The organism is Formicincola oecophyllae (assembly GCF_006542395.2).
Lineage (GTDB): Bacteria > Pseudomonadota > Alphaproteobacteria > Acetobacterales > Acetobacteraceae > Formicincola > Formicincola oecophyllae.
The window spans coordinates 220,340-234,598 of the sequence record NZ_CP038231.1 but is presented as its reverse complement, the minus strand read 5'-3'; the positions used below and the strand labels follow the sequence as shown (position 1 = coordinate 234,598).

General features: G+C 61.5%; 12 protein-coding genes and 1 other RNA gene. 1 reads left to right on the top strand and 12 read right to left on the bottom strand.

The genetic code is table 11. The annotated features are described in order from the left end of the window. Positions 1–29: 29 nt before the first annotated feature. The 8 genes from E3E12_RS00995 to zwf all read right to left on the bottom strand — a co-directional run bounded on the left by E3E12_RS00995 (position 30) and on the right by zwf (position 10,145). Positions 30–1,607, bottom strand: coding sequence for a UDP-N-acetylmuramoyl-tripeptide--D-alanyl-D-alanine ligase (locus E3E12_RS00995; protein WP_141442649.1), 1,578 nt, complete (start codon positions 1,605–1,607; stop codon positions 30–32). Further along, positions 1,604–3,205 (bottom strand): UDP-N-acetylmuramoyl-L-alanyl-D-glutamate--2,6-diaminopimelate ligase, encoded by a 1,602-nt coding sequence (locus E3E12_RS00990; RefSeq protein WP_141442648.1) that lies wholly within the window; start codon positions 3,203–3,205, stop codon positions 1,604–1,606. The genes E3E12_RS00995 and E3E12_RS00990 overlap by 4 nt, the downstream gene beginning before the upstream one ends. Before the next feature lie 88 nt (positions 3,206–3,293). Next, a complete protein-coding gene (locus E3E12_RS00985; RefSeq protein WP_141442647.1) occupies positions 3,294–5,294 on the bottom strand; it encodes a peptidoglycan D,D-transpeptidase FtsI family protein in 2,001 nt (666 codons plus the stop codon). Between the two features lie 32 nt (positions 5,295–5,326). Further along, positions 5,327–6,253, bottom strand: coding sequence for a cell division protein FtsL (gene ftsL, locus E3E12_RS00980; RefSeq protein WP_141442646.1), 927 nt, complete (start codon positions 6,251–6,253; stop codon positions 5,327–5,329). Beyond that, entirely contained in the window at positions 6,250–7,335 is a 1,086-nt protein-coding gene (rsmH, locus tag E3E12_RS00975; protein ID WP_141442645.1) for a 16S rRNA (cytosine(1402)-N(4))-methyltransferase RsmH, read from the bottom strand. Before rsmH ends, ftsL begins: the two co-directional genes overlap by 4 nt. A gap of 306 nt (positions 7,336–7,641) precedes the next feature. Continuing rightward, positions 7,642–8,050: RNase P RNA component class A (gene rnpB, locus E3E12_RS00970), an RNA gene on the bottom strand. A gap of 65 nt (positions 8,051–8,115) precedes the next feature. After that, complete coding sequence (locus tag E3E12_RS00965) at positions 8,116–8,604, bottom strand: hypothetical protein (RefSeq protein ID WP_240810527.1); 489 nt, start codon at positions 8,602–8,604, stop codon at positions 8,116–8,118. Further along, entirely contained in the window at positions 8,601–10,145 is a 1,545-nt protein-coding gene (gene zwf, locus E3E12_RS00960; RefSeq protein WP_141442644.1) for a glucose-6-phosphate dehydrogenase, read from the bottom strand. The genes E3E12_RS00965 and zwf overlap by 4 nt, the downstream gene beginning before the upstream one ends. 250 nt (positions 10,146–10,395) lie before the next feature. Here zwf and E3E12_RS00955 point away from each other — a divergent pair, with 250 nt between their 5' ends. After that, complete coding sequence (locus E3E12_RS00955) at positions 10,396–10,689, top strand: DUF2312 domain-containing protein (protein WP_141443971.1); 294 nt, start codon at positions 10,396–10,398, stop codon at positions 10,687–10,689. A 78-nt stretch (positions 10,690–10,767) separates the two neighbouring features. Here E3E12_RS00955 and proB read toward each other — a convergent pair whose 3' ends face one another. The 4 genes from proB to rplU form a co-directional block, all read right to left on the bottom strand. Beyond that, complete coding sequence (gene proB, locus E3E12_RS00950) at positions 10,768–11,928, bottom strand: glutamate 5-kinase (protein ID WP_408869928.1); 1,161 nt, start codon at positions 11,926–11,928, stop codon at positions 10,768–10,770. Beyond that, positions 11,925–13,025 carry a GTPase ObgE gene (gene obgE / locus E3E12_RS00945; RefSeq protein ID WP_141442643.1) on the bottom strand — a complete coding sequence of 367 codons (1,101 nt, stop codon included), beginning with the start codon at positions 13,023–13,025 and terminating at the stop codon, positions 11,925–11,927. The genes proB and obgE overlap by 4 nt, the downstream gene beginning before the upstream one ends. Positions 13,026–13,389: 364 nt before the next feature. Next, on the bottom strand, positions 13,390–13,647 hold the full coding sequence (gene rpmA / locus E3E12_RS00940; RefSeq protein WP_141442642.1) for a 50S ribosomal protein L27: 258 nt from the start codon (positions 13,645–13,647) through the stop codon (positions 13,390–13,392). 84 nt (positions 13,648–13,731) lie between these two features. Continuing rightward, positions 13,732–14,049: a 50S ribosomal protein L21 gene (rplU, locus tag E3E12_RS00935; RefSeq protein WP_141442641.1), complete on the bottom strand. Its 318-nt coding sequence runs from the start codon at positions 14,047–14,049 to the stop codon at positions 13,732–13,734. Positions 14,050–14,259: the final 210 nt, after the last annotated feature.

Genomic DNA, 14,259 nt, shown 5'->3' with positions numbered 1-14,259 from the left:
GGCTGGGTGGTCAGGAGATGGCGGGCTCTTTAACCTGGTGGCGGCAAAGAGGCCAGGAGGGCTGCCAGCGTGGCGGTGAACTGGTCCATGCGTGAACCATTGCTGCCTTTGACCAGAACAATGTCATGGGGCTGCAGGATTGGGGCTGCGCTGTGGGCCAGTTCCTGCGGGGTCTCAGCCCACCCCCCCTGGAGTTCAGGGGGGAGAGCATCATAAAGGTGCCGCATACCGGGACCGCAGCAGAAGGCCAACACCCCTGCCCCCTGCACAGCACTGGCGAGGCCCTTGTGCTCCGCTGCGCTGAAAACGCCCAGTTCGCGGATGTCGCCAAGGGCCGCCACGGCACGGCCGGCACCCCCATTCTCATCAACACGCAGCCGCAGCGCGCTCAGGGCTGCGCGCACGCTGGGGCCAGAGGCGTTGTAGCTTTCGTCAATCACGCTCACCCCTGAGGGTAGCGCTACCACGGCACCACGCCCACGGCCTGGGTTGAATGTGGATAGCGCCCTCAAAGCGCTATCTAAAACCGCCCCTGCCAGCCCAAGCCCCAGCAGTGCACACCCCACCAAGGCGGCGTCTTCTAGAAGGTGGCGGCCAGGCGTGTTCACAGCCAACCCAGGCAGATCTGCGTGCCAGCTTGGCGCATTCAACGTGCCATGGCTGCCTGTGGCGCTTTCCACCAAATGTGACAGCACCACATTATGGGTTGGGCGCAGGCCATCGGGCGCTGTGGCTTTACCCGCCACCAGCCCTATGCTGGCCACACCTTTTGGCACCGCAGCCAGAAGCACATCAGCGCAGGGCGTTTCCAGAGGGAAGATTGCAGCCTTCGGCCCAGGGCGGCTGGTGTCAAGCGTTTGGAAAAGCGCTGCTTTTTCTTCAGCGATGGCCTTCTGGCTGCCCATGTTGCCGAGATGAGCCGTGCCGATATTGGTGATGATAGCCACGTCAGGCTTAACCATAGCAGCCAGGGGGAAAACTTCCCCTGGGTGGTTCATGCCGATCTCACACACTGCGTAACGGGCGGTTGGGGGCATGTTGGCCAGTGTCAGCGGCACGCCTAGGTGGTTGTTGAAGGAGGCTTTAGCCGCATGGACCCCCCCAGGACCCGCGCCGGTTGCCTGGGCTGCCCCTTCCAGCGCAAGGGCCATCATGGTTTTGACGGTGGTTTTGCCAACGCTGCCTGTCACGGCCACCATCTGCCCCTGGAAACGCGCCCTAGCATAACGCCCCAGGTCCTCAAGCGCTTTGAAAGTGTCACCCACCAGTAAAAGGCGCGCTCGTTCCGCTGCCGTCAGGGGGGTGCCATCAGCCTGGATGGTGTCAGCGTTGTCAGCCACAATGCAGCAAGCGCCGTTTTCAAGGGCTTTCCTGATGAAGCGGTGACCATCAGTCGCCCCCCTCAAAGCCACAAAAAGGGCGCCAACCTCCCCAGGGGTTGGCTGGCTGATGGTGCGACTGTCAATGGCAACGCAGCCAGCCGCCGCCTGTTCAGGACTAGCCTGGAAGGCGCCAGGTTGCCATTGCCCCCCCACAGCCTGAGCCAATTCCCCAGCGCGCCATAAGGGCTGCAGATTGGCAGGCACGGCAGTGGTGGAGGCCTTCATGGCTGTTCTCCTGTTGGATTGGCGGGAGGGGCGTTGCTTTGGAGGGCCTGCGCGTGGGCCAGCGCCGCTGTGAGGGCGCGGTCGTCAAAAGGGTGCACTTCGTCACCAATGATTTGGCCCTTCTCGTGGCCTTTGCCGGCCACAAGCAGCACATCCCCAGGGCCAAGCCCCGCCACAGCTTGTTGTAGGGCCTGGGCGCGGCCGGCCACTTCATGAATGAGTTTGCTTTGGTGCTGAGCGGCCCGTTCAGCCAGCGCCCCTTCAAGCACAGCTTGGCGGATGGCTGCAGGATCCTCATGGCGTGGGTTGTCATCGGTGATGATGACGCCATCAGCCCCACGCACAGCCGCAGCGCCCATCAAGGGCCGCTTGCCACGGTCACGGTCGCCGCCAGCACCCAGCACAACCCAAAGCCGCCCACCAGGGGCTACGTGGGGCCGCAAACTGTCCAGGACTTTTTCAAGGGCGTCAGGGGTGTGGGCATAATCAACATAAAGGGCAGCTGGGCTAGCACCAGCGCCCTGAGGCAGCATGGCGCAGCATTCGCAGCGCCCCGGCACCCCTTTGAGGTGCTCCAAATGCCCAACCAGGCGCTTGACGGTGCCCTCCCCAGTCCCTGCTGGCGCGCACAGCGCCAAGGCCAGCAAGGCGTTGTCCAGCTGGAAACGTCCTGGCACCGGGAAAAGGAAGGGGGGCAGCGCCTTACCTTGCCACGCCAGCTGGACGCGCTGGCCGCCTGGTTCAGGCATGGCCTCCAGCACTTCCAGCCAGGGGCGTTCCCCCCCCTTGGAACGTTCCCCCACCAGGCGCCAATGCAGCCCCCGGCTTTGTGCGGTAGCGCGCAGGCGCTCAAGCCACGCCCCTTCGAGCGCGGTGACGGCGGCTGCCACAGCCCCTGGTGGGAGGAGTGTGTCGAAAAGGCGCATTTTGGCCGTGCCGTAATCCGCCATCGTACCATGGTAATCCAAGTGGTCACGGGTGAGGTTGGTAAACCCAGCCCCCTTCAGGGGTACGCCATCCAGACGGCGTTGCGCCAACCCATGGGAGGAGGCCTCCACCACAACATGGTTGACGCCGGCCTGAGCCAAATCGTGCAGGGCACTTGCCATGGAAACGGCGTCTGGCGTGGTCAGGGCAGGTGGCGCTGGCAGTGCTACGTCACTAACCAAACCCAAGGTGCCAATGCTGGCTGCAGTCAAACCCTCCCGTTTCCAAAGCTGGCGCAGGAAGTCAGCTGTGCTGGTTTTGCCATTGGTGCCCGTCACCGCCACCACGCAGTCAGGGGCCGGCCCTTGGTGGCGCCGCGCTAGCTCCTCTGCCATGAGGGCAAGCCAGCGTGCTGGGTCAGGGCAGCTGTGGAGGGGCGCGTCAGGGTGCGTGGCCTTGAAAGCTTCAACACTGGCTGGGTCTGCCACCACCAAGCGCGCACCTGCTGCAAGCGCCTGGGGGATGAAAGCGCTGCCATTATGGTGGGCGCCCGGCAATGCCACAAAAACGCCGCCAGGAGTGACTGTACGGCTGTCTGCCGTCACGGCAGGGAGGCGTTCAAGGACTTCAGGCGCCAGGGCAGGGGTCAAAGGGGGCAGGGCAGGTTTCATGGTCGGTGGGCCTCAGTGGTGCAACAAGGGGTAGGGCGCGCTGGGTCTGACATGTCCAGGCCAGCGGCGGCTTTTTATCCTGGGCCCCTCATGGCGTCTTCCTGCTGCCTTTGGCGCCCTCCTTGGTGGGGTGGCGCTTGGGGTGCCCACCTCTATTGAGCCACGCCAGGCCAGGATCGTTGCCTGGCCCTAAGGGGCGCGTGCCCCGCGGCGGGGTAGGGTCAAGCGGCAGGCTCAGCTTGGCGTCCAGCTGGGCAGCGTGTTCAGGGGTTTCAGGCAACATGCCCAGCATAGGGGCCACACGCCTGACCATTTGGGAGAACAGCGGCGCTGCAATCCACCCCGCTGTGGTGTAGCCATGGGTGGCCGCTGTGCCATGGGGGGCGTCTAGCATGACGTAAAGCGCGTAGCGCGGTGCATTCATGGGGAACATACCCGTAAAAGCGGTGATGTTGACATGCTTTAGGTAGCGCCCATTAGCGCCGATTTTCTCGGCGGTGCCTGTTTTGCCTCCCACCAGGTAGCCCACGCTTTCCCCCCTGCGCCCCGTGCCATGGGTCACGTCCAACCGCAGGATGCGGCGCAGCATATCAGATGTGGAGGGCTGCATGACGCGTGGTCCTTCAGGCACGGTGTTGTCATCAGGCAGGGTGTCGTGGGCCAGCAGCGTTGGCTTGACCAGGATGCCACCATTGCCTGCTGCCGCCAGGCCCCGCACGATGGCCAAAGGGCTGAGGGCAACACCATGGCCAAAGCCAATCGTCATGGTGGAGACGGCACTCCACCGTGCTGGGCTAGGGGCAATAGGGTGGGCTGCGCCTGGCAATTCTACCGGCACTTTATCGAGGAAACCCAGCGTGCGCAGCCAGGCCTGCTGGCGTTCTGGCCCCACGTCAAGGGCAATGTGCGCCGCTGCCGGGTTGGAGGAATGCGCCAAAACGCTGGGCAGCGCCAGGTAAGGGGCAAAATGGTCTGTTTTAAGGTCAGAGATCTTGAACCGCCCCACATGGATGGGAATGGTGCAGAACCTGTCCCAAATGTGCACAACACCACTGTCCAGCGCCATGGCTGCTGTTTGTAGCTTGAAGGTGGATCCAGGCTCGTAAAGACCTGTGATGACGCGGTTGAAGCGCTTGTCATGGTCAGCGCCAACGAAGGCGCCCAAATGCCCGAAATCGTTAGCATCGTAATCAGGCAGGCTGACCATGGCGATCAGCTCGCCAGTGCGTACATCCATCAAAACGGCGGCAGCGCCGATGGCCTGGAAGTTGTCCATGGTGGCTGCCAACTCGTCACGCATGACGCTTTGGATGCGCGCATCAATGGAAAGGCGCAGCGGGGTGGGGTCTGAGGTCAGGCGCTGGTCAAAATACTTCTCCACCCCAGCGATGCCGTGGCTGTCCACATCCACCCCACCCATGACATGGGAGGCCGTTTTGCCCAAGGGATAGTGGCGCTGCTCGCCTTCCTCAAAATAGAGGCCAGGCACGCCAAGGTCATTGATGGCCTTTTCCTGCGCTAGGGAGATGTTGCGCGCCAAGTAGGCAAAACGTTTTTTTGTGTCGCGCAAATGGCGCTGCAGGTCAGGCAGGCGCGTGCTGTCAGGCAGGATGGCATGGACGCGCCTGGCGACGTCATCAGCATCAGCGGCAGCGTCAATCTCCTGGGGGTTGGCGTAAAGCTGTGCCACAGGCAACGAAAGGGCCAAGGCCTGGCCGTTGCGGTCCGTGATGGTGGCGCGGTGCACATGGGGCATGGTGAGGACATCACTCAGTGCCCCTGTTGGGTCGCTGTGCGGAATGGCCGGCACTTGCTGGCGCAACTGGTTGGGTTGGGGTGCCAAAGGGTGGCCAACCGTTGCCATGAACGCCTTGGTGGCCAAGGCCAGGTAAAGCACGCCAAAACCGCAACACACAAACAGAAGGCGTGTGTGGGCACGCTGCAGCCATTGGGACAGCTGCACCCCGGCAAAAAGGGTGGCGCTGTTGGGTGGCGGCGCGCCCGTGCCCTGGAAAGGGGCTGGTTGGTAAGGATCAGGCCCAGCCCATGGCGGTAAAGGGGTAGGGGGGTGAGGAGGGCGCTCTGTCATGAGGGGTGGCTGGTCCTGAAGGCAGGGTGCACTTAATCAGCCAGGGGAACAGGGGCTGGCAGGGGCTGGTTATGGTGGGGCTGCCATGAAACCGTGTTGAGCGCTGGCGCAGGTGCCGCGGGGATGTGCCTTGAGGCATGGGGACGCTCCACACTGTGGCTGGGATTTGCTGAAAGCGAACCTACAGCGTTGGCCAGGCTTGGTGTGGCGCGCTGGTGGACCACCTTATGGGGCATGGCCATGATATGCTGAACATGCTGGCTGCCCATGCGTGCCTGCTCCAGCTTCCCTACAGCATGGTGGGGAGCTGTGAAGAGGTCATGGCGCGCAGGACGCACGGCGTGCTGCACAGCGGGGCGCAAACTCAGGCTGCTGGGGGCGCGCGCTGCGACTTCATGCAGGGCGGGCCTTGTGTGGTGGTGAATGGGCGCTGGAGTGGCGGCAGCCATGAGCGGATGGTGGTGAGGGAGCACAGCCGCTACTAAAGTGGGCTTGGGCTGGGTGGCGGTGGCATTCTCAAGCGGCAATTCGGGTTCAGGAGCATGTACAGGGACCATGGCATGGGGCAGCGCATGGTCTGCAGTCTGAACGGGTGCTTCCACCCCAACAGGGGCAACGGAAGCAGTGGGACCAGCTACAGCGACTATCTGTGCCCGCTCAGGCTGGTGAAGGGCTGGGGGCAGCATGGCCGCCACACGGTCAAGGCGAACAAACTGCCTGGGGTTCAGTTCATGCAAGCCTGGCAACACTTGCTTGGAGAGCGCGTCAAGGCGGTCTGGCTGGTTAAGCAACGCCCACTGCGCACGCAGCAGGGCTGTGTGTTCTTGAACCTGGTGGGTTTCATGGATGGTCTGCGCGACGGTGCGTTCCAAGTTCTGGGTGTCTTGCTTCTTGAGGTACAGAACAAGCCCAATCACCGCCGCCAGTGTTGCTGCCCCTATGGTGAGACGGTTGCTCATGACCGTTCCCCCTTCTTCCCTTGTACCGTGCTGCTGCGCCGCTCCAGGCAGCGCAGGCGCGCGCTACGCGAACGCGGATTAAGTGTGGTTTCATCATTTGAAGGCAGAACAGGCTTGCTGTGCGCAGGCTTGAACGGCGCTTCACCTTGGTTTTGCACAGCTTGTGGCGGCGCATGGCGGTTAGTGCGCGCCACCCGCCCTGAAAGGGCTGCGAACGCCTTCTTGACCAGCCTGTCCTCAAGGGAGTGGAAGCTCACCACTACCAGCCGCCCCCCTGGGGCAAGCATGGTCGGTGCATCTTGGAGGGCGCGCTCTAGCTCTCCCAGCTCATCGTTGACGGCAATGCGCAACCCCTGGAAGGAGCGCGTGGCGGGGTCAAAGCCTGCACGCTCACGCGGGACAGCGCTGCGGATGATGTCAGCCAAGCGCGCTGTGGTCGTTATGGGTGCTGTGGAGCGGGCCTCCACCAAAGCGCGCGCCACCCGGCGTGAGCGTTTCTCCTCTCCATAATGGTAGAGGATGTCAGCCAACCGTTCCTCGCTGGCCGTATTGACGATGTCAGAAGCTGTGGGACCGGTTTCCCCCATCCTCATGTCAAGGGGTCCATCTTGGCGGAAGGAGAACCCCCGCTCAGCCTGGTCTATCTGGAAAGAGGACACCCCAAGATCCAGCACGATGCCATCAAAGGGGCCGTAAGCGCCGGCCAGCTCCTTCATGGCGCTGAAGCTGCCCTGGTGCAGGTGCAACTGGCCTGGAAAGCCAGCCTCCTCCCGTTGCTTGGCCAAAACCTGGCCCCGGCTGATGGCGCCAGGGTCGCGGTCTATAGCGTGCACGTCAGCCCCTTGGGCGCCTTGGGTGGCTGCATCTAGAATGGCTGTGCTGTAACCACCACCCCCAAAAGTGGCGTCCAAGTAACGGCCACCAGGGCGCGGCTGTAAAGCCGCTACCACTTCAGGCAGCATGACAGGGAAGTGGCCTTGGGCAGCCTGGGCACGTGCCAGCCAGGGCTGGGCCTTTTCTGCAGGGTTGGCTGGAGCGCCAACCAAAGGCCTGCTGGGCAGAAGGGCTGCGGCATTATCCATGTGGGGGGCCCTCCTGCTGGGTGTTGGGCGGTAAAGATCCACCAGGCTTACTTCCGTTGCAGGCAAGCTGCACGCACAGAAAAAAGTGTGCCTGGAACAATAGTCAATTTTGTGGAACGCACAGGGCGTTCGTTGAAATTGGCTCTTTACCGGCCATAACAGCCTGGAGGGGAAACGTCAAAGCAAAGCTGGCAATTTTATGATTTTCTTGTCAAGCCCCCTTGCAGACATGGTGCGCAAGGGCAATCTGTTTCGGAAATGAAATAAAACACCGCTTGATACTTGCCAGAAGTGGCGTGCAGAACAAAGGCCAGACAGCCTGTAAGCCGGGTTCTGTCCTACCCCCAAAGGGGTGGGGCGACCATTCATCTGGGACGGTTCTCACAAACCGCCTCACGCGACCAACCCGAACAGCGAAGCGAAAGAGCTTCTGGCTTTGTGGGCCTGCCGTTCCTATTCGGTCTTGCTCCCGGTGGGGTTTACCATGACCAGCCTTGTTGCCAGGGCTGCGGTGCGCTCTTACCGCGCCGTTTCACCCTTGTCGGCCTATGGGCCTGGCGCAGCTTTTGAAGGCGTGCGGCAAGCAGGCAGACGGTCTCGTTTCTGTGGCACTGTCCCTGGGGTCACCCCCGCCGGCTGTTAGCCGGCACCGTTCTTCCGTGGAGCCCGGACTTTCCTCTGCAGTGGTGACTGCAGCGGTCGCCCGGCTATCTGGCCGCGCCAAAATGGCATTTTACAAGGTTTAAAGTCAAGGAAAATGCCTTCACCTTGGTTGGACTTTTAGGGGAGCAGGGGGGTGAACTGGCCAGGATGGCCTGCATCAGTGAAGATCAACCTGCCAAGGCGGTTGACGCGCAAGCGGAACAGCATCTCCGCCCCTGGCTGGCCTGGGCAGTCATGGCCATGGCGCCCCATGATTTCAAACACGGTGTCATTGGCCAGTTCTTGGTTGCGCGCCCCAACCGTATTGATGAGGGGCACCAGGCAATGGGCTGGCAATGTTGTGAGGTGGTGGCGCCGCGCCACAAGACGCAGATGGTTGGTCAGGGCCGTGTTGTCAAACCAACTGGCCTGCTTGAAGGTCAGCCTGTCTTGGACTTCATCAAGCAGCCCTGTGCGTGACCCCACCACCAAGATGAGGGCCACTGGCAACATCATGGCCAAGCGGATGAGCAGATGCCGCTTGAAGGAACGCCCCCTCAGCGGGCGTTTGGTGCGGCCCCCTTGGCCGGCAGCCTGGGCGCTAGGGGTGGTTGGCTTCGTGGTCATGGCTGCAGGACCGGCAGCCCAGGGCCAGCGCCGCCAGCTGGGTAAGTGACCATGGGGGGGGTGTTTTCAGCCGCCCAGCATTGCAGGACTGGCTCTATCCAGGCCCAGGCCGCCTCCACCTCATCACGCCGCACGAACAGGGCTGGGTCGCCATGGGCTGCATCCAGAAGGAGCTTTTCGTAGGAATCAGCAATGCGGTCGCTGTGGGGCGCGCGGTAAGGGGCAGACAGCACAAGCTGCATTAAGGTGGCAGTGCCTGTTGCGCCGTGGGGGGCTTCTGGGTTGCGCACCTGTAGCGACAAGCTGATGCCCTCATCAGGCTGCAAGCGCAGGATGAGCCTGTCAGGCGCTGGCGCCACAGCCTGGCCAGGGGTAGCAGCGTTTTTGAACAGGCTGTTGCAGTCTGGGCGGAAGGTCAGGATGATTTCGCTGCATTTCTCATGAGCGCGCTTGAGGGTGCGCAGATAGAAAGGCACATTGCGCCAGCGTGGTGTGTCCACATAAGCGCCCATGATGGCGCATGTTTCTGTTTGGCTTGGGTGGCCTAACTCCTCCACATAGCCTGGAACAGCTTTGCCATCGACCGTACCAGGACCATACTGGCCACGCACGGTGTGGGCTGCGACCTGTCGGCACAGCTCCTCACCCTCCCCCCAGGGCCGCAGCGCCTTAAGGGCGGCAACCTTAGCATCGCGCACAGCGTTGCCTTCAAGTGACGTGGGCTGGTCCATGGCCACCAGTGCCAGAATCTGCAATAGGTGGTTTTGCAGCATGTCGCGGGCAGCGCCTGTTGAATCATAATAGTCAGCGCGTTCCTCCACGCCAACCGTCTCAGCGGCCGTGATTTCCACAGAGGCGATGAACTGGCTTGACCAAACGCTGGCGATCATAGGGTTGGCGAAACGCAGCGCCAGGATGTTCTGCACTGTTTCCTTGCCGAGGTAATGGTCAATGCGGAATATCTGGTTTTCCGTGAAATGTGTTCCCACACCGTTATTGATGCGGGCTGCCGATTCAGCGTTTGTCCCAATGGGTTTTTCAAGCACAACGCGTGACTGAGGGGTGATGAGGCCAGCTTTGGAAAGGTTGGCCGCCATCGTCTCATAAAGGCGCGGCGCTGTGGAGAAGTAGAACAGCCGGCTGCGCTGGGGGTGTTGATTGAGGAATGCTGCCAGCGCCTCCCAATCAGCGCCATACTGGGCGGCGTTGATGGGTTGGTAGGAAATCAGGTTGATGAAGTCCTCCAAAACGCTGCTGTCGGCGGCCGCTTCAGGCGCGAAACGCCACAAGGCCTTGCGCACGCTGTGGCGGTAATCGTCCAGGCTAACATCCTGCAGGGCAGCACCCCTTATGCGCGTTTGGGGGGATATTTGCCCGCGCTTGAACTGCCTGAGCAAAGCAGGAAGAAGCTTGCGGTGCGCCAGATCGCCTGTGGCGCCAAACAGCACAACATCCACCGGTGCAATGGCTGTGGATGGCCCATTCCCTGCTGGGGTGGGGTGATTTCCTCCAGAGGGAGTGGTGGTGGGTGGTGCGTTCATGGGGCTTCTCCAGCAGGTCTTGGGGCAGTTTATCTGTCCACGCCATGCGTGACCATGGGCCTGTGGGCGAAGGGGGGATAAGCCTGCATAATCATGCGTCAAGCGGTCTTTTCATGGTGGCGCCCCTGCCCAACCCTGCGCTGAAAAGTTATGTAAGGTGCCAGCGCCACCCAAGCCATGGTTTAAGGGCGGCCAATTACAGAGCGAACATGAATGATTGGGAGATGGACAAGCCATGATGGATGTCGGCATGGGTGGTGACGCCCCCCAGGGCACAGCAACGAGTAAAGCCGCCACAGGCCCCGCAGCAACGGGGGGGATTGCCGCTGACCGCCTTCGCTCCCTCATTGAACGCGTTGAGCGCTTGGAGGAGGAGCGCAAAGCGCTCAGCGATGACATCAAGGATATTTTCGCTGAAGCCAAGTCAGCTGGTTTTGACGTCAAGGTGATGAAGCAGCTCATCCGTATGCGCAAGCAGGAGCCGGCGGAGATTGAGGAGCAGGAAACCCTCCTCGACCTTTACCGGCGCGCCCTTGGCATGTGAGGGCGCAAAGCCCCAGCACAACAGTCCCATCCCCTGCTTGGCCGCACAGTTGGGCAGAGGGCCTGAGGGGGAACGGGGTCAGCTGTCCAGAATAATGCTGTTGTGATCCATCAAAGCATTGCGCCCATGATAGCCCAGGAGGCTGTCCATTTCCTCCAGCCGGTGGCCCATCAGGATTTGGGCATCCTTGGAACTGTATTCAGCTACCCCACGGCCAATGGCTTTGCCATGGTGGTTGAGAAGCGCCACCACATCACCACGCTTGAAATGCCCCCCCACAGAACGCACCCCAATGGGCAGCAGGGAGGCCCCTTCCCTAATGGCGGCAAGAGCGCCCTCATCCAACGTCAGGCTACCCTCAGGCGATAGCACACCCGCAATCCAGCGCTTGCGCGCTGTGCCAGCATGGATGTCAGGCAAGAAGCGTGTGCAGCGTTCCCCGTCTTCCAGCCTTTGGAGAGGGTGGGGGGCGCGGCCGTCAGCGATGATCATCTCCGTGCCTGCCCGGGTAGCGATGCGCGCTGCCAAAAGCTTAGTGTGCATACCCCCCGTGGAGAAGCCAGGCGGGGGTGCGCCGCCCATATCCATAATGCGCTCATCCAGGCGCGCCACCACGGGGATATGGGCAGCATCCTCATGGGTGCGGGGGTCGGCAGTGAACAAACCTTCAATGTCTGAAAACAGCACCAGGGTGCTGGCGCTGGCCATTTGAGCCACGCGTGCGCCAAGGCGGTCATTGTCGCCAAAGCGCTGCTCTGTAACGCTGAGGGCGTCATTTTCATTGATGACAGGCACGGCGCCCATGGCCAAGGTGGCCTCAAGGGCGCTGCGCGCGTTGAGGTGCCGGCGGCGGTTCTCCGTGTCGCCAGGCGTTAACAGGAATTGCGCTGCCACCAGCCCATGCTGGCCCAGGGCCTCCTGCCAGGCACGGTAAAGGCCAATCTGCCCAATGGCTGCCAAAGCCTGTTTTTCAGCCAAGGTAGGGCGGCCATCCAGCAGGCCCATTTGGCGGCGTGCTAAGGCAATGGCCCCTGAGGAAACGATGACGGTTTCAGTGCCGCGCGCCCGCAGGGCTTTGATGTCGGCGCAAACACTGTTGAGCCAATCATGGCGGATGGCGCGCGTCTGCCCGTCCACCATCAGGGCGCTGCCCAGCTTAATGACGATGCGCTGCCCCGCGCGCCAGCCCTCAACTGCGCTTTGTGATTGGCTTGCGGGCCCTTGTTGGTCGGTGGTCACTGTTGGGCGGCCTCACCATCATGGGGTTCGTCAAGCTGCACATGGGGGCGGGGATCAGCCAAAAGCTCTTCAGCTTCCTCCACCTCCAGGGGGAGGTGCTTGGCACGTTCCGCTTCCACCATCTGCCCCAATAAGGAAAGCAGTTCAGGCAGGCCTTCACGGCTGACGCCAGAAAGCAGGTGGACTTTCTGGCCTGAAGCCTCTTCAAGGGCTTTTTGGCGTTCCTGCGCTTCTTCAGGTGTCAGGCTGTCGCATTTGTTGAGGACAAGCACTTCCCCCTTAGCGGCCAGGGCTGGGTCGTAGGCTTGAAGTTCGCGGCGGATGGTGCGCCAGTTCTCCACGCAGTTTTCGTCAGTGCCATCTACCAGGTGGAGGAGGGCAGCGCAGCGCTCCACATGGCCCAGGAAGCGGTCCCCAAGCCCTGTGCCTTCACTGGCGCCTTCAATCAAGCCTGGGATGTCAGCCACCACAAATTCAGCGCCATGGTCAGGCTGCACCACACCAAGTTGGGGGTGGAGGGTGGTGAAGGGGTAGTCGGCGATTTTAGGGCGCGCATTGGAAACAACGGAAAGGAACGTGGATTTGCCCGCATTGGGCAGTCCCACCAAGCCAATGTCAGCAATGAGCTTGAGGCGCAGCCAAAGCCAGCGCTCCTCGCCAGGGTGGCCTTTGTCAGCCCGGCGCGGTGCCCTGTTGGTGCTGGTCTTGAAACGCGCATTGCCAAAGCCGCCATCACCGCCCCGGCACAGGCGAATGGTTTTGCCAGGCTTGTCCAGGTCGGCAATCAGGGTGGTGCGATCTTCCTCAAGAAGTTGGGTGCCCACGGGCACTTCAATAACAACGTCCTCCGCCCCACGACCTGTGCGGTCTGAACCTGCGCCGTTGCCACCTTTGCGCGCCTTGAAATGCTGGGTGTAGCGGAAATCAATCAAGGTGTTGAGGCCAGGCATGGCTTTGAAAAACACATGGCCGCCGCGCCCACCGTCACCGCCATCGGGGCCGCCGAATTCAATATACTTCTCACGCCTGAAGGCCACGACACCATCGCCGCCATCACCGGATTTCACAAAAATTTTGGCTTGGTCAAGAAACTTCATTGTAACGCTCCGACGCCCTTGTTCCGGCTGGGGACGGGCGTTTGTGTTAATTAGGTGGGGCGATCCAACCGGGCCATGCAGCTGAGAAGCAGCCTTAACATGGTTTACCAGGCACGAACACGCCTTCATAAGGGGCCGAACACGGCCCTGCCCTTTATTAGGGGGAATAGGTGCCGCCGCACCAAAGCAAAACCGGCCCCATCTTGGCACAAGGCCAAAACAAGGGGCCGGTTGGGCAGGCAAAGCGTTGTTCCAACACCAATGGTGTTGAAGGCCTTGCCTTGAGAAGGCCAGACATTACGTCTGGCTGCAGTCAGTGGAACCTGGAACCACAACAAAGACCCAGGTTCAGCTTGGCTTGGAATTAGGCAGCCAGATCGACAGAGACGTGCATGCGGCCACGAGGGCCCTGGTGGAACACAACCTGGCCATCGCCAAGGGCGAACAGGGTGTGGTCGCGGCCCATGCCGACGTTCTCGCCAGGGTAGTACTTGGTGCCACGCTGACGGATGATGATGTTGCCCGCGATGACGCTCTGCCCGCCAGACTTCTTGACGCCCAGACGGCGGCCTTCAGAATCGCGACCGTTGTTGCTGGAACCGCCTGCTTTTTTATGTGCCATGATAATTCTCCAACTTGAGCTTCCGTTGCCCTGCCTGGCAGGGCTTTGCATTGATCAGAAGCTGATAACGCTGCCTGGGATGGCTCAGGCGGCGCTGATTTCCTTGACGCGCAGCACCGTCACGGGCTGGCGGTGACCATTCTTGCGGCGGCTGTTCTGGCGGCGGCGCTTCTTGAAGATGATGACCTTGGGCAGGCGGTCCTGCGCAATGACCTCGGCCACCACATTGGCGCCAGCCACTGTGGGGGCGCCAACTTTCACGCCCTGATCGCCACCAACCATCAGCACATCGCTGAAAGTGTGGGTGCCACCACTCTCAAGGCCATCGAGCTTCTCAACCTTGAGGACATCACCGGGCTCAACGCGGTACTGTTTGCCGCCTGTGCGGATAACTGCGAACATCTTCAATCCTTTCCCGGCCTGTCAGCGCAGGCATGGTGCCCAACTTCAGACCGCTTTTTATCATTGCCCATATTTGCCCTGCAGCCATGATGGCCAAAGGGCTTAGAATGGGGAAACGACTTTTAACCCGCCCTCAAGAATTTTGCAAGCTAGGAAAAAAGATGCCCCGCCTTCTTCCCACGCTTTTGCTCTTCATGGGGCAGGGCGAAC